We start from the raw sequence: 25909 nt of genomic DNA on the forward strand, positions 1-25909 counted from the left end.
TTAGCCTATCAGACCTTACTCATTTCGGCATCTGCTTGAGGTCAGAATACGCAGTAACAAGGTAAACGATCAACATAAACCGTGTTTGAATCACTGACGTACTAAGCGCCCTTGTAATAATTCACCTTCGTTAGCCACAATCTGTTGCTGATGAGTGCTTCGCAGGGGATTGATATCCAGACCGCCACGGCGAGTATAGCGGGCAGAAACCACAAGTGAGTGACAATGCCCGTAATGCATTAAATCGGTAAATATACGCTCGACGCATTGCTCGTGAAACTCATTGTGGTTGCGAAATGAGATAATGTATTGCAGTAATGTTTTTTGGCACATTTTAGGACCTTGATAAGCGATATACACCGAGCCCCAGTCAGGTTGATTGGTAATTAAGCAATTCGATTTCAAGAGGTGGCTATGCAAATGCTCAGTGACAATTTCCCCGTGAGGGTCACACAAGCTATTCAGTAGGCTGGGATTGTAATCATAGCAGTTAGCGTTAACTTCTTGCTGATCGATACATGCACCTTGCCACTGAGAAATACCCCGTTGACTGTACTCATCGAGTCTATAAATTCGCACCTGAACCGCGCTGCCCGCACATACCGATAAATCTTTTTGCAGTTGTTCAGCGACGGCCTCATCACTCGCAAAAACACTTTGGTTAAATCCATTCAAATAGAGCTTGAATGATTTTGATTCAATCAAGTTCGGGCTGGTTGCTGGCACTTCAACTTCGAGGATCGCAACTTCAGGTACACCAGAGGGCTTAAGCCATGACAATTCGTAGCCGGTCCAGAGATCACGGCCCACAAAGGGGAGTGAGGTATCAGTGAGGCCAATTTGGCTGCGATTCAGCTGCCGTGGTACGGGCTGTAGCAATTGCGGGTCGTACCCGCTTGGGTACTCTGTTGCTTGGCCCAAAGAGAGGTGTTGCATGAGCGCTTCTGGGTTTTCTGGCATTACGTCTATCCTCTGCGTAGAATGCCTCTATTGTATGAGGAAACGCCTTTGGAGACCAGATGAATGCAGTGAAAATGGCGCTTGAGGCGCTGCACGCGCGCTACGCCAGGTGTTACGAGAAACGGGATGCTTTACCGACCACTGAATATATTAGTGGCTGGGATGCGCCATGTTATCGTGGGAAACCGAAGTCGGGGGATATTGGCTGGGAAGCCGTGGTGCAAGATCCAAGCTTAGACTTTGATAACGTTGAAAAGGCACTAGAGCTCTCGTTAGACGAAGGCGTAAAAGCCTTTTATGGGACTTTCTATGCAGGCGATATGTATGTTGAGTTTCGTGAGCAGCCTTTGGTGTTACTGCAAGTGTTGCATCCTGAGGATGGGGAGCGTTTACAAAAAAACCTGATTGGCCACGTGCTTATGAAGCAACGCTTAGAGCAGCCGATCACCTTGTTTATCGGCATTACCGATGAAGACGACTTAATGCTCACAGTCGACAATACAACTGGGGCTGTGGGTCTCGAATATGTAGGCCAACCTCAGCATGAAATTTTGGCGGGTGATATGGAATCTTTTCTGGAGCGGTTAACGCCGGTATTTGTGGATGGGGCCGTGTGATTCAGGCATGACATTTGTCTTGCCCTCGTTTATTGTGAAAAGATTATCCAATACAGAAGAGAGTTGATATGGCGTCGACGATGGACGATACAGACATCGACAACCCGACTGGCACCGACACGCAGGGTGTGTTGCAGTATTTAGGTAGCGAACACCTCGCGCCGGCAGCGTCGCTGCTGCTCACTGCCTATACGGACGATCCGCTGTTTCAAGCGATTTTCCAAGCGCAAAAAGAGGGGTATGAGCAGCGCTTACGAGCGGCCATTCGTGAAGAGCTCGCTGCTTTTTTCGAAGCAGGCCAACCGATGTATGGATTATTTGACGGTGATACCCTCGAAGGTGTGGTGTGTTTAACCCGCGCAAGCAAGGGCAACCCCTTACAACGATTCTGGCACTGGCGTTTGCGAATGTTGTTGACGGCGGGTTTGGTGAGCACGCGACACATGCTAGAGAAAGAACGGGTGATTGCGGAAGCAATGCCAGTGTCTGATTATCATATGCTGTCTTTTATTGCGGTGCATCCACGTTATCAACAGCGCGGATTAGGTGAGCTGTTAGTACGCGCTGCCGAAAACGTTCTCGAGGACGATATAGAGTCAGCGGGTATTGCGGTTTACGCAACGCGCTCCCAATACGCTCGCTTTTTTGAACAACGCGGCTATACCTTATTGCGTGATGTTAAGGTGGGTGATTTACGGGGGCAATTGTTATTCCATACGCGTAATGATTAAAAGGTTATCGGCTTTCTTTGCTGTGGTGAATATTTCGCCAGTCGCAACCCGGTGCCGTTGACATCCCTTGTAAAATCCTGTGAAATTCGGCCCCTAATGTATGCGCCACTTTGCGAGTGTCATACATACCAGAAGAGGAGCGTTACCTAGGTACGTTGTAGGAGGGCACCAGAGCCCGATGAATACAAGGGAGGGGGAGTAACGCCGAGGTCAAGGCGCGATCTGGTCGCAACTTGGTCGGTCTACAGGGCTGAATCCCTGGGGCTGTCACCTTAATCAACAGGTGGAGAGCTTCTGGAGCGATGCCTTAATCGGAAACTCCCGGTTTTGTTCCGTTCCCGAACTCTCCGAACAAATCAAGGTTCGGAGCATGAATACAAACCCAGCAAGCAGTATCCCGACAGAATCCAACCCACTGATTATTGCCAAATTTGGCGGTACATCCGTAGCCGATTACGCGGCATTGACTCGTTGCGCTCATATTATTGAGAACAATCCTGCTACCCGTGTCGTTGTGGTTAGCGCCGCGGCTGGGGTGACAAATCGTCTAGCGGCGTTGTCGGCAGGCATTACAGATGTCGCTGAGCGAGAACGCTTACTTACTGAAATCATGCATATTCAGCATGGTATTACTCGTGAACTGCAGCCAAGCCCAGATGTGAATGCACAACTGCGCGATTACCTCGCAGATATGGCGCGATTCAGTACCCTAATCGCTGAACAGAAGGGCGATGGCGGAACGCCAGATGCACTGCTCGCAATGGGAGAGCGTTGTTCAAGCTTGTTGTTGGCAGAGCTTCTGCGTCAACGTGAGGTGCGGGCCATTGATTTCGATGCGTGTCAGGTGATTCGTACGGATAGTCATTTTGGTCATGCGGAACCTCGCCCCAAGCGCATTGGTATGTTGGCGGCGGAATATTTGCAACCTGAACTAGACGATGCCGTGGTTGTAACGCAAGGGTTTATCGGTGCCGATGCAGCGATGCGAACCACGACGCTTGGGCGTGGGGGATCCGATTACAGCGCAGCATTGTTTGCCGAAGCCCTGCAGGCCACCGCGCTTGAGATATGGACCGATGTAGACGGTATTTATACCTGTGATCCGCGACAAGTACCCACAGCGCGACCTATCCCGGAGTTAACCTTTGCTGAAGCAGCGGAAATGGCGACCTTTGGTGCGAAGATATTGCATCCTGCCACCTTACTGCCCGCACAGCGGGGTAAAATCCCGGTATTTGTAGGGTGCACACGGGAGCCCGAAAAAGCCGGTACATGGATACGAAATCACACAGAAAGTCGGCCCGTTTGTCGTGCATTGAGTGTACGCCGAGGACAAACTCTGCTGACGGTGCGCAGTTTGAATATGTTACATGCTCGCGGCTTTTTGGCGGAGCTCTTTGCCATTCTTGCGCGCCATCGCATCTCAGTGGATTTAATTACGACCTCCGAAGTCTCGGTCGCGCTGACCTTAGACCCTACTGGATCGCACTCTTCTGGTCGTCGATTGGTCACCCCACAGTTAATTTCGGAGCTGGAAAAGCATTGCGATGTGGCGGTGGAAGAGGGGCTAGCGCTAATTGCTGTGATTGGCCACCAGCTCACGTCTACGCCAGAAGTGGCAAGCCGCTTGTTTAGCATGATTGGTGCTCGCAATATTCGCATGGTGAGTCATGGGGCGAGCCCAAATAACCTGTGTTTTTTAGTGCAAGAGGACGACGCGAGCGAGGTCTTACAAACCTTGCATCGCGGCTTTTTAGAAGGGTGATTTCGAGGGTCGGCTCACTGCACGTGACGTTTTAAACTGGAGCGGTGGTTTAGCCGACGCCATCCTCTGTGTTCCCGGGCGCGTTGCCAAATGGCTGGATCGGTGAGGTGTCTGGCGTTTTAAAGACTGCATCAACGATGTCGTCATCAGGATGTTCGTCGATTGACTCCACGGGCGTTGTTACCGGACGCTGTTTGACTGCTTCTGGGTTAGGTGCGGGTATGCCATAACTCACACGTACACGCTGCGCTGGGGGCTCATGGCGACTGCGGGTCGGTTGCGTTTGAGCGGTATCTGCACTGTTAGGCGCACTGGCTAAATCCTGTGGGTCAGGCTCAGTAACTTGCCGATACGTCGGTAAGCGATAGTCGCGTAAATGGCGATTCAACAGCCAAATCTGGCCTTCATAGCGGGATTGAATGTCGCTGCTAAAACCAAACACAAAACACGCCTCCCAGCCGGTTTTCGGACGAAAACGCGGACGGCCACTGGCCCGTGCAATATCTAAAAGCTGAAGGTCATGACGCTTACACAGGGCTTCTGCATGTTGGCGCGCAAACTCTTCTTGCAAGCGCCATTGCCAAAATAGATAGGCGAGCAAAAAGAGCCCAAGGAGTACAATAAGTTCAAACAAGTTGACGTTCATTGACCACTCCGTGTGTGTGCTATCAGCGTTTGTACGGCCTGCTGCAACGTGGGGCTTAAGTCGTCTTTACGTAAAATGCTAAGCAACAATGGACGCAACTGCGGCAACATCACTAAATCGCGAAAGGCTTGAATAAAAATAGACTCAGACGCGTGTGCGAGCTGGTCTAAAAATAGTTCCAAATTGGCATAGTCAATTAACGCTTCCCAGGCACGTGCACCGATAGTCAACAAGAGATCAGTATCGTTCGGATAGGTGCTAAGCAGTCGCATCAGTAATTTCTGGTAACGACTTGAGAGCGCTTGCGCTGAGGTGGCACGCAGTAAGGCAAAATGAGGATCCGATAGGGTATCTCCGATCATGCCTTCCAGCTGAGCGAGTAAATTGTTCTGCAAGGAGGCGGGTAGCGAATGGTGTTCCATTGCCTCGGTGAGTGCTTGTTGGATTGGAGCAGGCCAACTGAGAAAACCTTGAGATAGATGCCGATGCAATACTTGCTGTCCGGGTTGATCAGGGTGACCAAGCCGAGCAATCAGATCATGAATTCCCTGAACACCCAAGGATTCCCATGCAACGGTGCTGTCATCTTGACTAAAAAATGATTGCGCGTCCTCAAAATAAATTGAAGGCGGCAAACCCAAATCACGGCGTACTAAAGCGTGAAAAGCCGCTAAGCGCGCCTCATCGGGTTTAAAGACGTAGGGGTTTTCTTGTAACCGTTGTTCCTGTTCAGCCGTGGGAACGGCGCTAGGGTCGTGTCCCAAGGCGTCCACAATAATACTGAGAAAATGCTGACGCGCTGCATGCTGAAAGAGTGTACGTTCGTCGAGAGGCAGCTTTACAAACCAAATATAGGGGTCGTTTTGTTGCTGCTCTGACCAAAATACGATTCCCAACCATGCATGTTGTAAGCGTGGCGCTGGAAACGGACGCTCATCACGTTCAATCGCCGCAAAGTCTGCTACGGGAATTTCTTTTACCCGTCTGCTTAGGTCATAAATACGATAACGTGCTGTATGGGTACCAGCTTGTTTTTCTGCGGCGGTTCCCGCTGCGGTAAGAAAATCGGTGATAGTGTCGATAGACTGCATGGTTTTCCGTTATACTTTCGTGTGTAGAGATTGAATTCATTCATAGTGCATGGGTTATCCGCACTGTACGCCCGTTGTACCCGAGAGCTTCTGAGAACACAAGTTTATGGTAACACCCTCAAAAAAAGCAGGCACTCCCGCGCCTTCATTTGGTTCAGTATCCAAACAAACGATGCACCTGCTTCAGGAGCTTAAAGCGTCCTTGCAAGCACGTTCATTATGGGATACCCAGCGGCCGCCTTTGGAAAAACTGCAAAGTACCACGCCATTTGCTTCTGATACTTTAGCGTTTTATCAATGGTTGCAGTTTATCATGATCCCAACGCTACAACAGCGAATTGAACAACGGCAACCGCTTCCGAATAGTATCGCAGTGCATCCAATGGCCATTGAAGTATGGCGTGGTCAACTGCGGGAACACAAAGAGATTATTTTGTTGCTTAAAGCGCTAGACAATCTGCTGGATGGACATAATGACCGCCACTGAAGCGCCCATTATTGATATTTGCTACGAAGACGATAGCTTGGTTGCCATTAACAAGCCTGCGGGTTTATTAGTGCATCGATCGGCCTTGGCGCGGGGCGAGAAATGGTTCGCCATGCAGCTTCTGCGCGATCATATCAATCAACACGTGTTCCCTGTGCATCGATTAGACCGTCCCACGTCTGGCATTCTCCTATTTGCGAAATCTGCAGAGATTGCGCGCAAAATGACGACGATCTTTACTGATCGTGAGGCGCGTAAAATCTATCATGCGGTGGTTCGTGGCTTCGTGTCGGACCATGGCCGGGTGGACTACCCGCTAAAGGAAGAACTGGACAAAATAGCCGATAAAATGGCGGACCAAAACAAAGACGCGCAAGAAGCAGTCACGGATTTTCTGCGTATCGATCAGGTAGAGCTGCCTTACCCAGTGAGTAAACGGCATGCAACATCGCGTTATTCATTGGTACAGCTGTCGCCGAAAACAGGACGTAAGCACCAGTTACGGCGGCATATGGCGCATTTGCGCCATCCGATCGTGGGGGATACCAATCATGGTGATGGTCGGCATAACCGTTTCTTTCGCGAACATTTTGGCATTCATCGCCTATTGCTCGCGGCCACCTCGTTAAGTTTTCCTCATCCAGAAACCGGCAGCATGGTGTATATCGACGTTCCAGTGCCTTCTGATTTTTATCTTCCGTTCCAGAAAGATGCAATCGAGATAGAATCCAAGACCGCTGGTGAGCTCACGGAGCAATCTAAAGAACCAAACAAAAACAGCCAAAGTATCTAGCGACGCTTTGGCTGTTTGTCGTAATTTTATTGGTGCTTATTTATTCTGTGGCGCCGCGCAGTAACTCGTTGATGCCTACTTTTGCGCGGGTTTTCGCATCTACCTTTTTCACGATCACAGCAGCATAGAGAGAATGGCTACCGTCTTTGGCAGGTAATGAGCCTGAAACGACAACAGAACCCGCAGGTACGCGACCATAATGAATTTCGCCCGTTTCGCGGTCGTAAATACGGGTGCTTTGACCAATGTATACGCCCATTGAGATCACAGACCCTTCTTCAACAATGACCCCTTCGACGATTTCTGAACGGGCACCGATAAAACAGTTGTCTTCAATGATGGTAGGGTTTGCTTGCAAAGGTTCGAGTACACCGCCAATGCCGACCCCGCCACTAAGGTGCACGTTTTTACCGATTTGGGCACAGGATCCAACGGTCGCCCAGGTATCGACCATACTGCCGCTGTCCACGTACGCTCCGATATTTACGTAGGACGGCATGACCACGACATTTTTGCCTACAAAAGCACCACGGCGCACCATCGCAGGAGGAACAATACGCACGCCATCGGCAATAAATTGCGCTTCGGTGTAGTCGGTATATTTGCTGGGGACTTTATCAAAGAATTTCGTTTCGGCGCCATCCATCATCACGTTGTCATTCAAGCGGAATGAGAGCAATACAGCCTTTTTGACCCATTCATTAACCACCCAAGCCCCGTCGATTTTTTCAGCCACCCGCAAGCTGCCGGCATCTAGCCCAGCAAGAACCTCAGCGACCGCGTTGCGAACGTTGTCTGGCGCTTGCTTGGGGCTGAAGTCATTACGGTTTTCAAAGGCGGTTTCGATGGTTTGTTGCAACGTGCTCATGGGCACTCCTTCTTTCAATTCAGTTATTCAACATCTAGGGCGTCTATAATAGCTTTTTTCAGGGCGTCTCGCTCGCTTTCTGTCAGGGCTTCCTGTTGATTCGACGCAACGATAAACAAATCCTCAGCTTGCTCGCCAACTGTGGTGATTTTTGCAGCCATCAGATTGATATCTAAGCGTTGTAGCACATGAGCGAGGCGGGCGATGAGCCCAGGACGATCCAGCGCAATAAGCTCAAAGGTGGTCCGTCGTTGATTCTTTAGGTTAATAAACTTCACTTTGGTGGGTACTTGGAAATTCCGCATCCGACGTGACAAAGGGCGATATCCGCGCGGTACTTCTTTGCGCTTTCTGAGCACGTCGTGCAGGTGTTGATGCACTTCTTCAATGCGCTGCACGTCAGCAAGAGGGCGGCCGTCCCGCTGCAGCACGATAAAGGTATCCATCACATAGCCATCACGGGTATTCAGAATTTGCGCGTCGTGGATACTGAGTTGTTCGTTATCCAATACCGCAGCCACTTTCGCAAATAAGTTACTTTCTTCTGTGTGATAGATAAACAGCTCAGTCGTACCGTTGTTGTTTTCGTCACCAATTAATACCAAAGGGAGCTGATGCTCCTGAACGTGCATGATATGTTGCGAATGCCAGGCAATTTGTTCTGGCGTATGGCGAAAGAAATAGTCGGCGGTAAAGCGGCCCCAAAGTTGGGTGATGTCATCCACTTGGAAACCAGCACTCAGCAATAATCCCATGGCATTTTGGCGATTTTCAAGCATGCGCTCGCGCACATCGATGGTTTTGCGGTCGGCTTTTTCAAGCACATCTCGGGTGGCTCGATAAAGCTCTTCGAGTAGGGTCGCTTTCCAGTTATTCCAAAGGTTGGAGTTAGTGGCGCGAATATCCGCTACCGTTAAGCAATAGAGATAATCTAACCGAGTGCGGGTTTGGCAGGCATCGGCGAAGCGCGCGATCACATCGGGATCATAGATATCACGCTTTTGCGCGGTCACCGACATTAATAAATGCTTTTCCACTAACCAGGCGATGAGATCAATCCCTTCTTTCGGTAATCCGTGCTGCTCGCCGAAGGCGCGCGCATCTACAGCACCTAGCTCTGAATGGTCGCCGCCGCGGCCCTTGGCTATATCGTGAAAAATACCTGCTAAAAACAACCATTCTGGATGTTTCATGTGCTCCACCAGTTCAACGCACAGGGGGAATCGTTCGGCAGTCTCTGGCAGCGTAAATCGGTATAGGTTACGCACCAGTCGATAGGTATGTTCGTCGACGGTGTAAGCATGAAATAGATCGAACTGCATTTGTCCAACAATATGGTCCCAAGCCGGTAGATATCGAGCCATCACGCCATAACGATGCATCAGCTCAAAAGCAAGCCCAAAACCACGCGGGTGTGTAATCAGCGATAGAAATTTGGCGCGCGCTCCGGCATCTTCGCACAGAGGCTGGGTGATATCTCTGCGTGCATTGCGTAATAAGCGAATGGTGTGGGAGTGCACGCTTTCAATCTGCGGATGCTCGGCCACATAACAGAAAAACTGCATAATTTGCTTGGGCGTACTGAAGGCTTGGTCATGCAGGGCCATGATTTGCACCCCAGAAAGCGCAAAATCTGCGTCTAATGGCTGTGGCTCAATGAGCTCCATCGGGCCTAGAATCGCTTGTTCGAAGAACTGCAGAAGCATGCGGTTGAGCTCACCCACCCGCAACACCACTTTGAAGTAGTCCTTCATCATGCGTTCAACGGCGGCTTTGCCGTCTTGGCCATAGCCCAGTAGCTGCGCCACATCGGGCTGGTAATCGAAGAGCAGCCGGTCTTCGCACTTGCGTGCCACTAAGTGCAGGGCGAAACGCACGCGCCAAAGAAAGTGGGTGCATTCTTTCAGTTCAATAAACTCTTCGGCGGTGATGTAATTGAACTCAACCAAGCTCTCGTCGGTGCGGGTATTAAAATGCTGTTTGGCGATCCAACTGATGGTTTGAATATCCCGCAAACCCCCGGGAGAGGCTTTGATATTTGGTTCTAGGTTATAGGCGGTGCCGTGAAAGTGCTGGTGCCGCTCGATTTGCTCGTCTTTTTTGGCCTGATAAAAATCCCGGCTATTCCACGGAAACTGATGAAATACTTCTTGTTCCAGCTCGCTGGTTAAATCCGCATCGCCCACGAGTAGCCGACTTTCGATTAAACTGGTGGCCACGGTAATTTCATTGGCGGCTTCATTGATACACTCTTCAATGGTGCGCACCGCATGACCCACTTGTAAACGAAGGTCCCAGAGTAGGGTGGTCAGCTGGCCAATCATTTCAGCTATCTCGGGCTCGGGCGTTTCGGCGACCAAGAAGAGAAGATCGATATCTGAGTGCGGATGCAGGGCAGCGCGACCATAGCCGCCGACAGCAAGCAGGGCTATTTTTTGTTCGGGAAAGTCCAATTTGTTCCAGAGAGCACCCACAAGGGAATCCATAAAGTCGGCTCGGGCCGACACTAAGCTTTCAATGTCGGCACTTACGAACTGTTCTGCAGACCAATCGTCGAATGCTTTCAGTTGCTGCCGCCAGGCAGCCATATCAGATAGACTGTCGGGCCAAGCAGCACGGTAACTCATGAATGGGAAATCACCCGCGGTAAGGTTTCGTCGGAACGTAATGTGAGTACTTCTACGCCATCATCGGTGACTAACAGCGTGTGTTCCCATTGCGCACTGAGGCTGCGATCTTTGGTGAGCACTGTCCAGCCGTCGCCAAGAATCTTGGTATGACGCTTACCGGCGTTAATCATGGGCTCAATGGTTAAGCACATACCTGCTTGCAAGGTTTCACCGGTACCAGGCTTACCGTAATGCAGCACTTGTGGTTCTTCGTGAAATTCATTGCCAATACCGTGGCCACAAAATTCGCGCACTATCGAATAGCCAAAACTTTCGCCATATTTTTGAATTTCCGCACCAATGTCTCCCAAGCGCACGCCTGGTTTTACCATCTGAATGGCACGATAGAGCGCTTCTTGGGTTACTTTCACTAAGCGGTTAGCCAAAATAGATCCTTCCCCGACGATAAACATTTTGCTGGTATCACCGTGATAACCATCTTTGCGTACAGTGACATCGATATTGACGATATCCCCGTTTTTCAAGGGCTTATCGTTTGGAATGCCGTGACATACACAATGGTTCACTGAGGTACAGATAGACTTTGGAAAGCCGTGATAGTTGAGCGGAGCAGGGTAGGCGTCCTGCGCCACAATATAATCATGACAGATGGTATTGAGCTCGTCGGTGGTAATGCCCGCCTGCACGTGGGGCGTGATCATTTCCAACACGTCTGCGGCCATTTTTCCGGCGATACGCATTTTCTCAATTTCTTCAGGGGTTTTGATTTTCGCGGCCATGATTATCCTACTGCTTTGGTTCATTTATCGAGCGTAGTGTATCAGAAACCAGTTTAATCGTGCAGGTCGTTAATAACTATTCATTTTTTTCTTGTTTCTCAGAGGAAATAAAGGGCCAAAGCGAGTCTGTAGGAAATTTGGCGCATGGGTCTGGCCCAACGGCGCTGTACGGGCGGCTTTTTCACGGCTTTATGCTTGCAGTGCGGGCCTGCTCTGTGGCATAATTCGCGCCGCTTGTTCTGGGTCTATTGAGGCTAGAAGCAAGTAACGAACGAAACTTAAATAACACACACATATCGACACATGCGTGCGGGGTGCCTGCGAAAGCGGGTCGCAACATGGGATATGTGGAGGCCTAACCCCTTAAAAAGGAAACTATCATGGCAAACGTGTCAATGCGTGACATGCTCAAAGCAGGTGTCCATTTCGGTCACCAAACTCGTTATTGGAATCCAAAAATGAAGCCTTTCATTTTTGGTGCTCGCAACAAAATCCATATCATCAACCTTGAAGAAACCGTGCCTATGTTTAACAAAGCACTGGATTTCTTACAGCACACTGCATCAAATGGCGGCAAGATTTTGTTTGTCGGCACCAAGCGTGCAGCGTCTGAGCAAGTTGATTTGGCTGCAAAAGCAAGCAACCAGTATTACGTAAATCACCGTTGGTTGGGTGGTATGCTGACAAACTGGAAAACAGTGCGTCAGTCAATCAAGCGTTTGAAAGAGCTTGAGACCCAAAGCCAAGACGGCACTTTCGAAAAGCTCACCAAGAAAGAAGCGCTGATGCATTCGCGCGAAATGGAAAAGCTTGAGAAGAGCCTTGGTGGTATCAAGAACATGGGCGGTTTGCCAGACGCATTGTTTGTGATCGACGCGGATCACGAGCACATCGCGATCAAAGAAGCGAACAATCTGGGTATCCCAGTAGTTGCCGTGGTTGATACGAACTCTTCACCGGATGGTGTTGACTACATCGTACCTGGTAACGACGACGCAATCCGTGCAATCCAGCTGTATCTCACTGCTGCTGCAACTGCGATTAACGAAGGCCGTCAAAAAGGTGGCGCTGAAATCAGCCCAGCTGATGACTTCGTTGAAGCTGCTGAACAAGCAAGCGACGCCGAGTAAGATTGAAACGGCCTGAATACAGGCCGTTTTTTCAAGTATTTCGCGGGGCTCGAATTGACTCGAGCCAGACATGAATCCTGAACACAGAGGATCGAATCATGGCAATTACAGCCGCAATGGTTAAAGAACTGCGTGAGCGTACTGGCGCAGGCATGATGGATTGTAAGAAAGCACTCGAAGAAGCAAATGGCGACATCGAGTTGGCGATTGAGAACATGCGTAAAAGCGGACAAGCGAAGGCTGCTAAAAAAGCAGGCCGTATCGCTGCTGAAGGTGTGATCTTAGTAAAAACTGCAGGTAACGTAGGTACCTTGGTTGAGTTGAATTGCGAAACTGATTTCGTAGCCCGTGACGCTAGCTTCTTAGCGATGGGTGAGCAAATCGTCAATGCCGCATTTGCAAACAAAGAAACTGACGTTGAAAAGCTGAACAATACCCAAATCGATGGCGGAACGGTTGAAGAAGTACGTTCTACCTTGGTTGCCAAGATCGGTGAGAACATGGCAGTACGCCGTGTGATGACCATCGAGGGTGGTGACGTTGCTGCATCTTATGTGCACGGCGGCCGCATCGGTGTATTAGTGTTGCTTACTGGCGGCAATGAAGAGTTGGGTAAAGATATCGCGATGCACGTTGCAGCGAGCAACCCGCAATTCGTAAAACCTGAAGACGTTGCTGCTGATGTGATTGCAAAAGAGCGTGATATTCAAATCGATATCGCAATGCAATCAGGTAAGCCAAAAGAAATCGCTGAAAAAATGGTTGAAGGTCGGATGAAGAAATTCACTGGCGAAATCAGCCTGACGGGTCAGCCATTCGTGAAAGACCCATCAAAATCAGTAGGCGAGCTTTTGAAAGAAGCCGGTGCAGATGTGATTACTTTCGTTCGCTTTGAAGTGGGTGAAGGTATCGAGAAGAAGTCTGAAGATTTCGCAGCGGAAGTTCAAGCTCAGGTTGCTGCGGCGAAGAAAGGTTAATTTTACTGTGGCCTTTACGCCTACAACGAGTACCACCTAAATCGAGACCGCGCTTTGCTGGCACAGCAGGCGCGGTTTTTTTTGACCTGAAAACAGGAAGCCAGAGAAATGAGTACAAATCCGAAACCCAGTTATCGACGCATTTTACTTAAGCTCAGCGGTGAAGCGCTCATGGGAGACGAGCCCTTTGGTATCGACGCCAAAGTACTAGACCGCATGGCACAGGAAATCAAAGAAATTCTAGAACTCGGCATTCAGGTTGGCATCGTGATTGGCGGCGGGAACCTGTTTCGTGGAGAAGGCTTGGCGAAAGCGGGTATGAATCGTGTTGTGGGCGACCACATGGGCATGCTAGCGACGGTGATGAATGGTCTTGCCATGCGCGATGCGCTGCATCGTACCTATGTGAACGCACGCTTAATGTCGGCGATTGAACTCGCCGGTGTATGCGATAGTTACAACTGGGCGGAAGCCATAAGTTTACTGAAGTCGGGGCGCGTGGTGATTTTCTCTGCGGGCACAGGCAATCCATTCTTTACCACAGACTCTGCCGCATGCTTGCGCGGAATCGAGATTGAAGCCGATGTGGTGCTCAAAGCCACGAAGGTGGACGGCGTGTATAGTGCGGATCCCGTAAAAAATCCTGAAGCCACGAAATATGATCTACTAGATTACGATGATGTGCTAAAAAATGAATTAAAAGTCATGGATTTAGCTGCATTTACCTTGGCGCGTGACCATTCATTACCAATTCGGGTATTTAATATGAATAAGCCAGGTGCATTGAAAGCCGTGATTATGGGTGAAGATGAAGGTACACTTATCACCCACGTGAATAACACCACTGAATAATTAAGAAAGAGGAACTCACAGTGATCGACGAGATAATCGCTGATGCGAAAGACCGCATGAAGAAGAGCATTGATGCGCTAGCCGCACAAATGTCAAAAATCCGCACGGGACGTGCGCACCCAAGCTTGCTGGATGGGGTGATGGTTCCTTATTATGGTACAGATACGCCGTTAAAGCAGTTGGCGAACATTACCATTGAAGATTCGCGCACACTGAGTATCACCGTGTTTGATAAGAGTTCGTCAGGCGCTGTGGAAAAAGCAATCTTGACCTCAGACTTAGGATTGAACCCAGCCGCCGCTGGCAATGTGATTCGCGTACCATTACCTGCGCTGACTGAAGAACGTCGCAAAGATTTAGTGAAAGTTGTGCGCGCGGAAGCTGAGCAAGGCCGTGTGGCTGTACGCAATATTCGCCGTGATGCCAACAGTGATATTAAAGAGCTTCTGAAAGAGAAAGAGATTACTGAAGACGATGATCGTCGCGCACAAGATAGTATTCAGAAGTTAACGGATGAGGCTGTGAAAAAAATTGATGAGCTGCTTGCTTCTAAAGAAGCGGAATTGATGGAAGTTTAAGCACTCATTAACGCGCCTCGTTGGAGGATAACGCCGTGTCGGGTATACTTGCGCGGCGTTTATTTTTTGTGGATGTAGCATGACAGGGATAGAGAAAGAACAGCTAGCGATTCGTCTTCCGCGGCACGTGGCTATTATCATGGATGGCAATGGCCGTTGGGCTGAAAAACAGGGGAAGCGACGAACGCATGGGCATCGAGCAGGCGCTGAAGCGGTTCGGCGCGCGATTACTTTTGCTCGACGAAATGGTATCGAAGCGCTTACTCTATTCGCCTTCAGCAGTGAGAACTGGAATCGCCCTGCTCAGGAAGTGAACGTACTGATGGAACTCTTTATGAGTGTCTTAAAACGAGAGATTCCTGAATTGGCTGCTAACGACATACGTTTGCGAATTATCGGAGATGTAAGTCGCTTTAATAAGCGGTTGCAAAAGCGTATTCGCGAAGCAGAAGAAGCGACGGCACATAACACCGCTCTGACACTTAACATTGCAGCAAATTATGGCGGGCGCTGGGATATTACTCAGGCGACCCAACAGCTTGCGACAAAGGTTGCCGAAGGGCAATTGATCGCAAGCGAAATAACCGAAACATTGATTTCGGAACATCTGAGTTTGGCCTCAGGCCCTGAGCCGGATTTACTGATTCGCACCGGGGGAGAAGTACGGATTAGTAACTTTTTGCTATGGCAATTGGCCTATGCGGAATTGTACTTCACCGATGTACTCTGGCCAGACTTTGATGAAATGACGTTTGCCGAAGCTATTGACTCTTATGTGCGACGGGAACGTAGATTTGGCCTCACTAGCGCACAAATACAACAATTAGCTGGTGCAGGTGCTTTGCAAGAGGATTAATTTTGCTTAAACAACGAATTATCACCGCCATTGTTTTATTGCCTTTGGCTTTCGGGATTATCTTTGCCCTTCCGATAGAATGGTTTGCGCTGGCGGTTTTGCTCGTGTTGTTGCTTGCTGCTTGGGAATGGTCACCACTTATGAAAGTGTGCCACTTCTGGGGACGACTGGCTTACACAGCGCTTATTGGTATCGCGATTGCGGCGGTGTGGTGGCTGGTGGCCTTCGACGACCTATGGCACGGTGGCCGCCTTCACGCGGTGCTTTACTATGTGAGTTTGGTGGGTGGCTTATGGTGGCTTGCCGCCACGCTCCTTGTATTTAACTTCCCCCGCAGTCAACGGCTATGGATAAATAGCCGTATTTTCGTTGGCGTTTTTGGCTTTTTGATTCTCGTGCCTACATGGGCCGCAGCGTTATCCATCCGGTCGATGCATTACGATGCGAACCCGCTATTCGGTGCATGGACATTACTCTTCGTGCTGGGGCTGGTTTGGGCTGCCGATATTGGAGCGTACTTTGCCGGTAAACGGTTTGGTAAACGCAAACTGATGCCCCATGTTAGTCCGGGTAAAACCCTCGAAGGATTATACGGTGGGGTTGCGTTAGCCTTGCTCGTTATGGCGATAGTTGCTTGGGCGTTGCCTGTTGAGCGTGAGTTACTCTTGGGTTATTTCGCCGTGGGCCTGATTACCGTATTGATTTCGGTATTCGGTGATTTAAACGAAAGCATGTTTAAGCGGTGTGCTGGCGTAAAGGACAGTGGATCCATATTGCCTGGTCACGGCGGTATTTTGGATCGCATCGATTCCTTAACCTCAGCCTTGCCTGTGTTCCTGATCGGCTATCTGTGGTTGGTAGTATAAATGTCACCTGCTGCTGTAGAAAAACCGCCTTCGGACTGCACCCAACGCCCACAAACACTCACTATATTGGGTGCGACGGGCTCCATTGGCGCCAGTACTTTAGCGGTGATTGCAGCGCACCCTGAAGCTTTCTCTGTATATGCCTTAACCGCACACAGTAACGTGGATGCTATGTTCGCTTTGTGTGAACAGCATCGTCCTCAAGTGGTGGTGATGAGTGATGGGCAAGCCGCACAGGCGCTTCAACAACGAGTCAAGAACGCCCAGCTCTCTATTCAGGTCAGTACCGGAACCGACGCATTGTGTGCGGTTGCCGCTGCAGATGACGTGGATACGGTGATGGCCGCTATCGTTGGCGCTGCGGGATTACTGCCCACATTAGCGGCGGTGCACGCTGGCAAACGGGTATTGCTAGCGAATAAAGAAGCGCTGGTCATGAGTGGTCAGCTGTTTATGGATGCTGTACACCAGTCTGGGGCCCAATTATTACCGGTAGACAGCGAGCACAATGCTATCTTCCAAGCGTTGCCGTTTGCAGTACAGCAAGGGGCAGGGCGAGTAAGTCTTGCCGATCATGGTGTTAGTCAAATCCTGCTCACCGGTTCCGGTGGGCCATTTCGCGAAACGCCACTGTCCGAATTGGCGGCACAAACGCCGCAGGCCGCTTGTAAACATCCTAATTGGTCCATGGGACAAAAAATTTCCGTCGACTCAGCCACTATGTTGAACAAAGGCTTGGAGTATATTGAGGCGCGCTGGCTGTTCAATTGCCAACCGAACGAGTTAAACGTTGTGATTCATCCACAAAGCGTGATTCATTCGATGGTACAATATGTAGATGGCTCAGTGTTGGCGCAAATGGGACAACCCGATATGCGCACGCCTATCGCCCATTGTTTAAGTTTTCCTGAGCGTATCGCCAGTGGGGTAGCACCTTTAGATTTCGCCGCTATGGGGGCGCTTACATTCAATGCCCCAGACGCCGCGCGTTATCCATGCCTGCAGTTGGCTATAGATGCGTGTTGGGCCGGGCAGGCAGCAACCACCAGTTTAAATGCAGCCAATGAAGTGGCTGTGGCAGCGTTTCTGCAAGAAAAAATACAATTCGGCGATATTGCCAAGATCTGTCAGCAGGTGCTCGACGGCTTGGCATTGCCAAAAGTACAGAGTTTGGATGAAATTTTGGCATGTGATGAAGAAGCACGTGCTGTAGCAATGCAACAAATGTCGAGGTTTTAATCGATGGAACAGTTTTTGTGGTCGATTGGTGCATTTATTGTTGCTCTAGGATTGGTGGTGACCTTCCACGAGTTTGGTCACTTCTGGGTGGCCCGACGCTGTGGTGTGAAGGTGGTAACCTTTTCAATTGGCTTTGGTAAACCGCTATTTAAATGGCATGGCAAAGATGGCACCCAATACCAAGTGGCGGCGATTCCACTAGGTGGATATGTGCGGATGCTGGATCATGAAGTTGATCCGGTGACAGAACAAGAAATGGCGGGGAGCTTCCGGGCAAAGCCGGTAAAGCAACGCTTTGCGATTGTACTGGCAGGTCCTGTCGCGAACTTTATCTTCGCCATAGCCGCCTTATGGTTGATGCTGATGATTGGAATGCCCGCGGTAAAGCCGATTATCGGCGCCGTGGCGCCAGAAAGTATTGCCGCGCAAGCGGGTATTCAGCCGGGCAGTGAGATTGTGGCGATTGATCAGCGTCGGGTGCAAGACTGGCAGGACGTCAATTTAGCACTAGTGCGCCGAATGGGATCTGAGGCGACCGTATTTACGGTGATGGAACCTAGCGGTGTGCGCCGTGATGTTCCAGTGTCGTTACAGGATTGGCAGTTTGATCCTGATCGGGAGTCCACGATTGGCAGTCTCGGTTTGGATGTTTATCGTCCGCAGATTCGCTCAACCATTGCCCAGATCGACCCTGATTCACCGGCTGGACGCAGTGATTTGCGGGTTGGCGATAAAATAATTGGATTTGATGGAACTCAAAGCGCCAATTGGGAACAAATAAGGAGCTTTATTGCTGACCACGCAGGTGAGCGCGTTACGTTTCAGGTAGAAAGAAACGGGAATGTGCGCACACTCGACGTGCTAGTAGGCGAGATAGACGGGCGTGGCTACTTGGGTATTGTGCCAGAAGTGGAAGCCTATCCCGAAGAATATCGTTTTACCTTGCAATATGGACCCATCGAAGCGCTGCAAGGGGGCGTTGCGCGGACATGGAACTTAATGGGGCTCACTGTGAATATGGTGGGTAAGTTAGTGACAGGCAATGTGTCTGTGAAGAACTTAAGTGGCCCCGTAGGTATCGCTCAAGGAGCAGGAGCCCATGCAAGTTATGGGTTGGTTTATTTTCTCAGTTTTCTCGCGTTAATTAGTGTGAGCCTGGGAATTCTGAACTTGTTGCCGATTCCAATGCTCGATGGTGGGCATTTAGTATTTTACGTAATCGAATGGATCCGCGGAAAACCAGTATCTGAGCGGGTTCAGGAAGTGAGTTTTCGAGCTGGGTTGCTGCTACTGATGGTGTTACTAAGCGTGACATTGTTTAATGATCTTGGCAGACTCTTCTCGTGAAAAAATTATCTAACAATAAGACGTGTTGCATGACATTGAAAAAGCTGTTTATTGGAGTGGTACTCGCAGGAACTGGCATGAGCTTTAACGCTCACGCATCCGACTCATTCGTTGTTGATGATATTCAAATCCGTGGTTTGCAGCGGGTAGGATTAGGTGCAGCTTTAACTTATGTGCCTCTGCGTGTCGGTGAGGAAGCCGATCCACAACGTATTCGCCAGATTATCCACGAATTATATTCATCAAGCCATTTCGACGATGTACGTGTATATCGTGATGGCGACGCACTTGTGATTCGTGTCACTGAGCGACCGACAATTACCAACATTGTGTTCGACGGCAACCGTGATCTTAAAGATGAACAGCTTCTCGATAGCCTAGCAAACAATGGCATCGCAGAAGGTGAGTCGCTGGATCGCACGGTAATTTCTATGCTTGAAAAGAATCTTGAGGATTTTTATCACAGCGTTGGGAAATACAATGCTCGGGTTGAAGTGCAAGTGGTGAACTTGCCGCGTAACCGCGTTGAATTGCGTTTTAACTTCCGCGAAGGTCCAGCTGCGGTGGTTGAGCAAATTAACTTTATTGGAAACGAAACATTTGATCGTCGCCAACTTACACGGTTGATGGAACTCCGTGATGAATTGCCGTGGTGGAATATTCTCGGCAAACGGAACTATCAACAGCAACAGCTGATGGGTGATTTGGAAGAGATAGAATCTTTCTATCGCGATCAGGGCTTCTTGCGCTTTAATATCGAATCGGTACAAGTGGCGATTACCCCTGAGCTGGAAGGCATTTATATTGCTGTGAACGTCGCTGAGGGTGATCGCTTCGATATCAAAGATGCGCGTGCCATCGGTGAGCTACGTGACCATGAAGAGTTTTTAAATGCGTTTGTAAAAGCACTGGAAGGGCGTCGGTATAATCAAGCCGAAGTCACTGACATCGAAGAAACTATCAAGCGTTACTTTGGCCGTTACGGCTATGCTCGCACGGAAGTGCGCGCGGTGCCGGAAATCGATGATGAAAACAAACTGGTCAGCTTAACCTTCTCAATCGATCCAGGTCAGCGCATTTATGTGCGTCGGATTAACTTTGAGGGAAATGACGCCACTAAAGACGAAGTTCTCCGCCGGGAAATGCGTCAGATCGAAGGCTCTTGGTTGAACGAGCAAACGGTTGAGTTTGGCAAGGTACGTTTAGAGCGCCTGGGCTATTTTGAAACTGTTGAAGTTGAAACCATACCAGTCCCGGGCGAACCCGATCAGGTCGATGTTGTTTACCGCGTTAAAGAGCAGCCATCAGGCACCATTTCTGCGGGTATCGGCTACGGTGATTTCGCAGGGTTAAGCTTGAACGCGTCGGTGAGCCAAGATAACTTCCTAGGCTCAGGCAACCGTGTTTCGTTTTCTGTGGACACCAACCGCTACTCCCGTAATGTGCAATTAAATTACGTGGATAATTACTTCACCGATGATGGTGTCAGTTTGGGTGGTACAGTTTTCTATACAGACTTCGATGCACGACAAGCGAACTTATCGCGGTTTAATCAACGCTCATGGGGTGTTGGAACTGATCTAGGATTCCCGATTAACGAATATAACCGCTTAAACTTTGGTGTTGGTTATAAGAGTACCGGCATTACGCAGCGGGAAATCTTCGATCAAATCCGTAGCTTCTATACACGGTATGCGGACCCTAGCGATCCTTTTGCATCCCTGAACTTTGTAACCTACGATTTAACGGCGGCGTGGACGAGAAATACACTCAACCGTGGGGTTTTTCCAACAGCCGGCACGATGAATCAATTGAGCGGTAAAGTCACTACACCAAATAGTGATTTGCAATACTTTAAAATTGATTATCGATTCCGCTACTATCGCCCCTTTGACCGTGATCACGATTTTGTGTTACTGACGCGTTTAGGTGCAGGTTACGGAAATGGATATGGTCAGGATGAACGCGGCATCGATTATCGCTTACCGTTCTGGGAAAACTTCTATGGTGGTGGTACCGGTAGTTTACGGGGCTTTGAAGCGAACCGTGTAGGTCCGCGCGGGATTATTCGTCGTCCGCAATATACATTGGGTCCTCCCGATGCAGACGGCAACCGTGAACAAATTGCCTTAGGGCCGGAGCATGACCGTATTGAGATCTCACGTTTTGCGTCGATTGGTGGTAATGCGCAGCTGAACGGGAGCTTCGAGTTAATCTTCCCAACACCGTTTGTGGGTGAAGAAGCCGCGCGCACCGTCCGTACCAGCGCCTTTGTCGATGTCGGCGTAGTATGGGATACTGAATTTAATTACGACGAATACCGTGATCTTCAGTTGGTGGGTGAAACGCGTTTTTGGGATTATGGTAGCCCACGGAATTATCAGGCATCTTATGGTGTCTCAGTACAGTGGCTATCACCGATGGGTGTTTTATCCTTTAGTTTAGGGTTCCCGATTCGCTCGTTGGATCGTACCTTAGAAGATAGATTCACGTTTAATATTGGTACATCGTTCTAAATCTGAATACGCCATATCGGCGCACAGAAAGAGAACGAATAAATATTTTAGTTACTTAAAGACATGAGGGTAGACCTTTGAAAGCTGTATTCACTAGTGTAATCGTATTATTCGCCTTAGTATTCAGTGCTATGCCTGCGCATGCCGCAGACATGAAAATCGGCACCGTGAATATCAACAAAGTCTTGCAGAGTATGCCTGAACTTGAAGAGGTTTCTGAGCTGATTAGCGAAGAATTTGCCGAGCCAATTCAACGTTTAAATCAATTGGAAGAAGAGTTTGAGGCGCTGCGTGAGCGTGTTGCCCGCGATGAAGCGATCATGACCGACGAAGAAAAGAACGAAGCGAATCAAGAGCTACGTGCTCGTGCTATGGGCTTACAACGCAGCGGTGAACAACTGAACCAGTATATCCAAATGCGTGAAACAGAAGAGCGTAACCGCTTACTGCAGAAGATTTACACTGCGATTGAAGCCTATGCAGAAGCCAACGGCTACGATTTGATTCTCGATTACAACCGTGTTCCTTTCTCACGGGAAGCAATGGATGTATCAGACCAAATTATTGAGCGTCTGCTAGACTAAACATCGATTCCAGTATTGAATTGAGTTTAACTGGACGAAAAAGGAAATCGAATGACGCTCAGTGAATTAGCGACACTGATCGGGGCAGAAGTGCGCGGTGATGGCGCAACCTCTGTCTCGAGTCTCGCAACGCTCGCAAATGCCGGCCCTGAACAGGTCGGCTTTCTTGCCAATGACAAGTATAAAAACCTATTAAAGAACACCCAGGCTGCTGCGGTTATATTGCGCCCGGAACACGATGATCCAAGTCTCATTAGAAATGCTCTGATCACCAGCAATCCCTATCTTGCATATGCCCGCGCGGCTCAAGCATTTGATACGACGCCTATTCCTGCGGCGCGGATTGATGCCCGTGCGGCAGTGGCAGAAACCGTTATACTCGGTGACAATGTGAGTATTGGCCCTGGCGCTGTGATTGCCGATGGTGCTCAGATTGGTGAGGGTGCCATTATTGGTGCAAATTGCTATGTGGGTGAAGGGGCAACGATTGGTGCAGGTACGCGCTTATGGCCGAGTGTGCAAGTGTATCACCAGGTCGTGATTGGTGCCCGTTGTAACATTCACTCCGGGGCTGTTATTGGTGCTGATGGCTTTGGTTGGGCCAGTGATAACGGAAAATGGGTTAAAATCCCTCAGCTCGGTCGGGTGGTGATTGGTGATGATGTGGATATCGGTGCCAATACGACGATTGATCGTGGCGCACTGGACGACACCGTCATCAGTTCAAACTGTATTATTGATAACTTATGTTTGATTGCGCATAACGTGCACATCGGTGAAGGCACGGCGATAGCTGGCCAAACTGGAATTGCAGGAAGTGCGAAAATTGGGCGTTATTGTTTGATTGGCGGTGCCACAGGAATTAACGGGCACATTACCATTGGTGATGGTGTGCAAATCCACGGCATGACAATGGTCACCAAGGACTTGCCAGCGAAGGGCGTATACGCATCGGGATTACCAGTCGTGGATCAATCCACATGGGCCAAATCTGGAGCGCGGGTACGTCAGCTACCTGAGTTATTCCTGCGAGTTCGGGCGCTGGAGCGCAAACTCGATAAACCGAATGACTAACGGAGGAACTCCATTGAACGATAACGCGCAGCCGGGATTTGATATTCTCGAGATTCAAAAAATTCTACCCCATCGCTATCCTTTTGCATTGATAGACCGGGTGATTTCCTATGTGCCCAACACATCGTTGCATGCGATTAAAAATATCACCATGAATGAGCCTGTGTTTATGGGGCACTTCCCAGGAAACCCAATTTTTCCGGGAGTATTGCTACTTGAAGCGATGGCGCAAGCAACAGGTTTGCTCGGTTTCAAAATGATGGAAAACGTCGCAGAAGACGAGATTTATCTATTTGCCGGTATTGATAACGCGCGTTTTAAGCGCCAGGTTATCCCGGGTGATCGCGTTGATTTTCATGTGGAATTTTTAAAAGAGCGCCGGGGCATCTGGAAATTTAAAGGCCGTGCCGAAGTGGATGGCAAATTAGCGTGTGAAGCCGAAATCATGTGCGCAAGAAGGACGACTTAATTGATTCATGCATCCGCAATAATTGATCCGAAAGCACGGATTGGGAAAAACGTGACTATTGGCCCCTGGACGTATGTGGGGCCAGATGTGTCGATCGGGGATGACTGTGTGATTCATTCGCACGTGGTCATTAAAGGACCGACGCGTATTGGCCGCGCCAATCGCATTTTTCAGTTTTGTTCAATCGGCGAAGATTGCCAGGATAAAAAATACAAAGGCGAGCCGACCGAGTTAGTGGTCGGTGATCGCAATGTGTTTCGTGAAGGCTGTACGATTCATCGAGGCACGATTCAAGATAATAGTCTGACGCAAATTGGTAATGATAATTTGTTTATGGCGTATGTGCATGTGGCCCATGACTGCATGATTGGTTCGAACAATATTCTCGCCAATAATGCGACCTTGGCAGGGCATGTTCATATGGGGGATTTTGTTATCCTCGGTGGTTTTACTGGCGTGCACCAGTTTTGTCGGATTGGCTCTCACAGTTTTGCTGCGGTAAGTTCGGTTGTGGTACAGGATATTCCGCCCTATGTGATGTGCCAAGGCCACAATGCCGTACCGCGCACGATTAATAGCGAAGGCTTAAAGCGTCGGGGTTTTAGTGCCGACAGCATAAGCAACATCAAAAAAGCCTACCGCCTGTTGTATCGCAGTGGTCTCACCGTGGCAGAAGCCGCAACGGCAATTCAGGCATTAGACGAACCGGCACTGCATGGTTTTGTCGAGTTTATCACTGACTCGGAGCGCGGAATTATTCGGCCATGAGTGATGTAAACTGCACAACGACTTCGACTATAGCGGGCGCACATGAGCGCCCGTTGCTTATTGGTATTGTCGCTGGAGAGGCATCTGGTGATATTCTCGGTGCGAACTTAATGAAAGCACTGAGTGAGCGGCATCATGATGTTCAATTTGTAGGCGTGGGTGGCGCACGCATGAGCAATGCCGGCCTGGTATCATTGTTCCCAATGGAAACCTTATCGGTGATGGGCATTGTTGATGTGCTCAAGCAACTTCCTAGCTTATTGCGAGCTCGTAAGCAGGTAGTGCAGGCGATGTTAACGCGAAAGCCGGATGTGTTCATTGGTATTGATGCGCCTGATTTTAACCTTCCCATTGAAAAAAAGCTGAAAGCTGCCGGTATTCCCACAGTGCATTATGTGAGTCCATCGGTGTGGGCATGGCGTCCGAAGCGCATATTTGGTATTGCCGAAGCGACGGAGCTTGTCTTAGGTATACTTCCTTTTGAAGCGGACTTCTATGCGAAGTATCAGGTACCTTATAAATTTGTAGGTCATCCTTTGGCGGATGAAATACCCCTCGAATGGTCGAAGCAAAGTGCCCGTGAAGCGCTTGCCCTGACTGGGGATAAAACCTATGTAGGTATTTTGCCTGGTAGTCGAGGTAGTGAAGTGGGCTTATTAGCGGAGCCCTTTATCGATGCGGCTATTCGCCTCCAGGATGAGCACCCGAATCTTGAGTTTTTAGTGGCTTTTGCTAACGAAAAACGCCAAGACCAGTTTTTAGATGCGTTGAAAAAACGCGAGACACAATTGCGTATTCATACGTTTTTAGGTCACTCACAGACAGTGATCGCCGCTAGTGACGTGACCATGCTAGCATCGGGCACTGTTTCCTTAGAAACCATGTTAATTAAGCGCCCAATGGTAGTGTGCTACCGCTTTGGTTGGCTGAATTATCAATTGCTCCGCCACTTTGTGAGCTTGCCTCACTTCTCCTTGCCAAATCTATTAGAAGGCGGCCCTTTAGTGTTGGAATTGCTTCAATCAGAAGTAACGGGCACCCGCATCGCCGATGAAATCAATCAACTGCTTGAACACGATCAGTCCGCTGCGCTCGCTCGTTTTGCGGAACATCATGCCATGTTGCGCCGCGACGCTGGCAAAGAGGCCGCTCTCGCGGTGCTTCAGCTTATCCGATAAATGATCGTGTTTTAAAATCATTATTCGTTAAGTGAATAATGGTATTCCAGCCACCGAGTTGTTACCCCAGTGCCAGCCCCCTATACTCAACCTCATTAGTTCAAGGAG

25 protein-coding genes and 1 riboswitch are annotated in these 25909 nt (G+C 49.5%); of the genes, 19 read left to right on the top strand and 6 right to left on the bottom strand.

Annotated elements, in window-relative coordinates:
* Positions 1 to 90 precede the first annotated feature (90 nt).
* A complete protein-coding gene (queF, locus tag FM042_RS01455; protein ID WP_143233982.1) occupies positions 91 to 960 on the bottom strand; it encodes an NADPH-dependent 7-cyano-7-deazaguanine reductase QueF in 870 nt (289 codons plus the stop codon).
* Positions 961 to 1019: 59 nt separating this feature from the next.
* On the opposite strand from queF, the gene syd reads away from it, so the two are divergent.
* The 3 genes from syd to lysC all read left to right on the top strand — a co-directional run bounded on the left by syd (position 1020) and on the right by lysC (position 4073).
* Positions 1020 to 1577 carry a SecY-interacting protein gene (syd, locus tag FM042_RS01460; protein ID WP_143233983.1) on the top strand — a complete coding sequence of 186 codons (558 nt, stop codon included), beginning with the start codon at positions 1020 to 1022 and terminating at the stop codon, positions 1575 to 1577.
* Between the two features lie 68 nt (positions 1578 to 1645).
* Positions 1646 to 2308 carry a GNAT family N-acetyltransferase gene (locus tag FM042_RS01465; RefSeq protein WP_232366318.1) on the top strand — a complete coding sequence of 221 codons (663 nt, stop codon included), beginning with the start codon at positions 1646 to 1648 and terminating at the stop codon, positions 2306 to 2308.
* A 124-nt stretch (positions 2309 to 2432) separates the two neighbouring features.
* A riboswitch (Lysine riboswitch) is annotated at positions 2433 to 2610 on the top strand.
* 68 nt (positions 2611 to 2678) lie between these two features.
* Positions 2679 to 4073, top strand: coding sequence for a lysine-sensitive aspartokinase 3 (gene lysC / locus FM042_RS01470; protein WP_143233984.1), 1395 nt, complete (start codon positions 2679 to 2681; stop codon positions 4071 to 4073).
* Positions 4074 to 4122: 49 nt separating this feature from the next.
* Here lysC and FM042_RS01475 read toward each other — a convergent pair whose 3' ends face one another.
* The gene (locus FM042_RS01475) at positions 4123 to 4719 is read right to left on the bottom strand and encodes a DUF3301 domain-containing protein (RefSeq protein WP_143233985.1); all 597 of its coding nucleotides are present in this window, start codon (positions 4717 to 4719) and stop codon (positions 4123 to 4125) included.
* Complete coding sequence (locus FM042_RS01480) at positions 4716 to 5810, bottom strand: DUF3549 family protein (RefSeq protein ID WP_143233986.1); 1095 nt, start codon at positions 5808 to 5810, stop codon at positions 4716 to 4718. The genes FM042_RS01475 and FM042_RS01480 overlap by 4 nt, the downstream gene beginning before the upstream one ends.
* Positions 5811 to 5916: 106 nt before the next feature.
* On the opposite strand from FM042_RS01480, the gene FM042_RS01485 reads away from it, so the two are divergent.
* Together FM042_RS01485 and truC are read left to right on the top strand one after the other, a co-directional pair.
* Entirely contained in the window at positions 5917 to 6297 is a 381-nt protein-coding gene (locus FM042_RS01485; RefSeq protein WP_143233987.1) for a YqcC family protein, read from the top strand.
* Positions 6284 to 7090 carry a tRNA pseudouridine(65) synthase TruC gene (gene truC / locus FM042_RS01490; RefSeq protein WP_221931487.1) on the top strand — a complete coding sequence of 269 codons (807 nt, stop codon included), beginning with the start codon at positions 6284 to 6286 and terminating at the stop codon, positions 7088 to 7090. The genes FM042_RS01485 and truC overlap by 14 nt, the downstream gene beginning before the upstream one ends.
* Before the next feature lie 40 nt (positions 7091 to 7130).
* Here truC and dapD read toward each other — a convergent pair whose 3' ends face one another.
* The 3 genes from dapD to map are packed head-to-tail and all read right to left on the bottom strand — an operon-like array spanning position 7131 to position 11367.
* A complete protein-coding gene (dapD, locus tag FM042_RS01495; protein WP_143233988.1) occupies positions 7131 to 7958 on the bottom strand; it encodes a 2,3,4,5-tetrahydropyridine-2,6-dicarboxylate N-succinyltransferase in 828 nt (275 codons plus the stop codon).
* 23 nt (positions 7959 to 7981) lie between these two features.
* Positions 7982 to 10585: a [protein-PII] uridylyltransferase gene (gene glnD / locus FM042_RS01500; protein ID WP_143233989.1), complete on the bottom strand. Its 2604-nt coding sequence runs from the start codon at positions 10583 to 10585 to the stop codon at positions 7982 to 7984.
* Positions 10582 to 11367, bottom strand: a complete 786-nt coding sequence (gene map, locus FM042_RS01505; protein ID WP_143233990.1) for a type I methionyl aminopeptidase — start codon at positions 11365 to 11367, stop codon at positions 10582 to 10584. Before map ends, glnD begins: the two co-directional genes overlap by 4 nt.
* Before the next feature lie 380 nt (positions 11368 to 11747).
* On the opposite strand from map, the gene rpsB reads away from it, so the two are divergent.
* The 14 genes from rpsB (at position 11748) to lpxB (ending at position 25801) form a co-directional block, all read left to right on the top strand.
* On the top strand, positions 11748 to 12497 hold the full coding sequence (gene rpsB / locus FM042_RS01510; protein ID WP_143233991.1) for a 30S ribosomal protein S2: 750 nt from the start codon (positions 11748 to 11750) through the stop codon (positions 12495 to 12497).
* 98 nt (positions 12498 to 12595) lie between these two features.
* On the top strand, positions 12596 to 13474 hold the full coding sequence (gene tsf, locus FM042_RS01515; RefSeq protein ID WP_143233992.1) for a translation elongation factor Ts: 879 nt from the start codon (positions 12596 to 12598) through the stop codon (positions 13472 to 13474).
* A 108-nt stretch (positions 13475 to 13582) separates the two neighbouring features.
* A complete protein-coding gene (gene pyrH, locus FM042_RS01520; protein ID WP_143233993.1) occupies positions 13583 to 14326 on the top strand; it encodes a UMP kinase in 744 nt (247 codons plus the stop codon).
* A 20-nt stretch (positions 14327 to 14346) separates the two neighbouring features.
* Entirely contained in the window at positions 14347 to 14904 is a 558-nt protein-coding gene (frr, locus tag FM042_RS01525) for a ribosome recycling factor (protein ID WP_143233994.1), read from the top strand.
* Positions 14905 to 14983: 79 nt separating this feature from the next.
* A complete protein-coding gene (uppS, locus tag FM042_RS01530) occupies positions 14984 to 15760 on the top strand; it encodes a polyprenyl diphosphate synthase (RefSeq protein WP_143233995.1) in 777 nt (258 codons plus the stop codon).
* A 2-nt stretch (positions 15761 to 15762) separates the two neighbouring features.
* A complete protein-coding gene (locus tag FM042_RS01535; RefSeq protein WP_143233996.1) occupies positions 15763 to 16626 on the top strand; it encodes a phosphatidate cytidylyltransferase in 864 nt (287 codons plus the stop codon).
* On the top strand, positions 16627 to 17865 hold the full coding sequence (gene ispC, locus FM042_RS01540; protein WP_143233997.1) for a 1-deoxy-D-xylulose-5-phosphate reductoisomerase: 1239 nt from the start codon (positions 16627 to 16629) through the stop codon (positions 17863 to 17865). It begins immediately after the preceding gene.
* A 3-nt stretch (positions 17866 to 17868) separates the two neighbouring features.
* Positions 17869 to 19212: a sigma E protease regulator RseP gene (rseP, locus tag FM042_RS01545; protein ID WP_143233998.1), complete on the top strand. Its 1344-nt coding sequence runs from the start codon at positions 17869 to 17871 to the stop codon at positions 19210 to 19212.
* A 29-nt stretch (positions 19213 to 19241) separates the two neighbouring features.
* Complete coding sequence (gene bamA, locus FM042_RS01550) at positions 19242 to 21728, top strand: outer membrane protein assembly factor BamA (RefSeq protein WP_143233999.1); 2487 nt, start codon at positions 19242 to 19244, stop codon at positions 21726 to 21728.
* 131 nt (positions 21729 to 21859) lie between these two features.
* Positions 21860 to 22312: an OmpH family outer membrane protein gene (locus FM042_RS01555; protein WP_221931488.1), complete on the top strand. Its 453-nt coding sequence runs from the start codon at positions 21860 to 21862 to the stop codon at positions 22310 to 22312.
* A 51-nt stretch (positions 22313 to 22363) separates the two neighbouring features.
* Positions 22364 to 23386, top strand: coding sequence for a UDP-3-O-(3-hydroxymyristoyl)glucosamine N-acyltransferase (lpxD, locus tag FM042_RS01560; protein WP_143234001.1), 1023 nt, complete (start codon positions 22364 to 22366; stop codon positions 23384 to 23386).
* Positions 23387 to 23399: 13 nt separating this feature from the next.
* Positions 23400 to 23855, top strand: coding sequence for a 3-hydroxyacyl-ACP dehydratase FabZ (gene fabZ / locus FM042_RS01565; protein ID WP_232366320.1), 456 nt, complete (start codon positions 23400 to 23402; stop codon positions 23853 to 23855).
* Positions 23856 to 24623 (top strand): acyl-ACP--UDP-N-acetylglucosamine O-acyltransferase, encoded by a 768-nt coding sequence (gene lpxA, locus FM042_RS01570; protein ID WP_143234003.1) that lies wholly within the window; start codon positions 23856 to 23858, stop codon positions 24621 to 24623.
* A complete protein-coding gene (gene lpxB, locus FM042_RS01575) occupies positions 24620 to 25801 on the top strand; it encodes a lipid-A-disaccharide synthase (protein WP_143234004.1) in 1182 nt (393 codons plus the stop codon). Before lpxA ends, lpxB begins: the two co-directional genes overlap by 4 nt.
* Positions 25802 to 25909 lie beyond the last annotated feature (108 nt).

The organism is Aliidiomarina halalkaliphila, from assembly GCF_007096385.1.
Classification (GTDB): Bacteria; Pseudomonadota; Gammaproteobacteria; order Enterobacterales; family Alteromonadaceae; genus Aliidiomarina; species Aliidiomarina halalkaliphila.

Bases quoted from the DNA above. Each gene is read 5' to 3' on its own strand.
- map (WP_143233990.1), bottom strand. From the start codon at position 11,367: ATGGCCGCGAAAATCAAAACCCCTGAAGAAATTGAGAAAATGCGTATC.
- lysC (WP_143233984.1), top strand. From the start codon at position 2,679: ATGAATACAAACCCAGCAAGCAGTATCCCGACAGAATCCAACCCACTG.
- dapD (WP_143233988.1), bottom strand. From the start codon at position 7,958: ATGAGCACGTTGCAACAAACCATCGAAACCGCCTTTGAAAACCGTAAT.
- rpsB (WP_143233991.1), top strand. From the start codon at position 11,748: ATGGCAAACGTGTCAATGCGTGACATGCTCAAAGCAGGTGTCCATTTC.
- FM042_RS01465 (WP_232366318.1), top strand. From the start codon at position 1,646: ATGGCGTCGACGATGGACGATACAGACATCGACAACCCGACTGGCACC.
- pyrH (WP_143233993.1), top strand. From the start codon at position 13,583: ATGAGTACAAATCCGAAACCCAGTTATCGACGCATTTTACTTAAGCTC.
- queF (WP_143233982.1), bottom strand. From the start codon at position 960: ATGCCAGAAAACCCAGAAGCGCTCATGCAACACCTCTCTTTGGGCCAA.
- bamA (WP_143233999.1), top strand. From the start codon at position 19,242: ATGACATTGAAAAAGCTGTTTATTGGAGTGGTACTCGCAGGAACTGGC.
- FM042_RS01555 (WP_221931488.1), top strand. From the start codon at position 21,860: ATGCCTGCGCATGCCGCAGACATGAAAATCGGCACCGTGAATATCAAC.
- truC (WP_221931487.1), top strand. From the start codon at position 6,284: ATGACCGCCACTGAAGCGCCCATTATTGATATTTGCTACGAAGACGAT.
- syd (WP_143233983.1), top strand. From the start codon at position 1,020: ATGAATGCAGTGAAAATGGCGCTTGAGGCGCTGCACGCGCGCTACGCC.
- rseP (WP_143233998.1), top strand. From the start codon at position 17,869: ATGGAACAGTTTTTGTGGTCGATTGGTGCATTTATTGTTGCTCTAGGA.
- FM042_RS01475 (WP_143233985.1), bottom strand. From the start codon at position 4,719: ATGAACGTCAACTTGTTTGAACTTATTGTACTCCTTGGGCTCTTTTTG.
- FM042_RS01485 (WP_143233987.1), top strand. From the start codon at position 5,917: ATGGTAACACCCTCAAAAAAAGCAGGCACTCCCGCGCCTTCATTTGGT.
- lpxB (WP_143234004.1), top strand. From the start codon at position 24,620: ATGAGTGATGTAAACTGCACAACGACTTCGACTATAGCGGGCGCACAT.
- FM042_RS01480 (WP_143233986.1), bottom strand. From the start codon at position 5,810: ATGCAGTCTATCGACACTATCACCGATTTTCTTACCGCAGCGGGAACC.
- glnD (WP_143233989.1), bottom strand. From the start codon at position 10,585: ATGAGTTACCGTGCTGCTTGGCCCGACAGTCTATCTGATATGGCTGCC.
- tsf (WP_143233992.1), top strand. From the start codon at position 12,596: ATGGCAATTACAGCCGCAATGGTTAAAGAACTGCGTGAGCGTACTGGC.
- lpxD (WP_143234001.1), top strand. From the start codon at position 22,364: ATGACGCTCAGTGAATTAGCGACACTGATCGGGGCAGAAGTGCGCGGT.
- ispC (WP_143233997.1), top strand. From the start codon at position 16,627: ATGTCACCTGCTGCTGTAGAAAAACCGCCTTCGGACTGCACCCAACGC.
- uppS (WP_143233995.1), top strand. From the start codon at position 14,984: ATGACAGGGATAGAGAAAGAACAGCTAGCGATTCGTCTTCCGCGGCAC.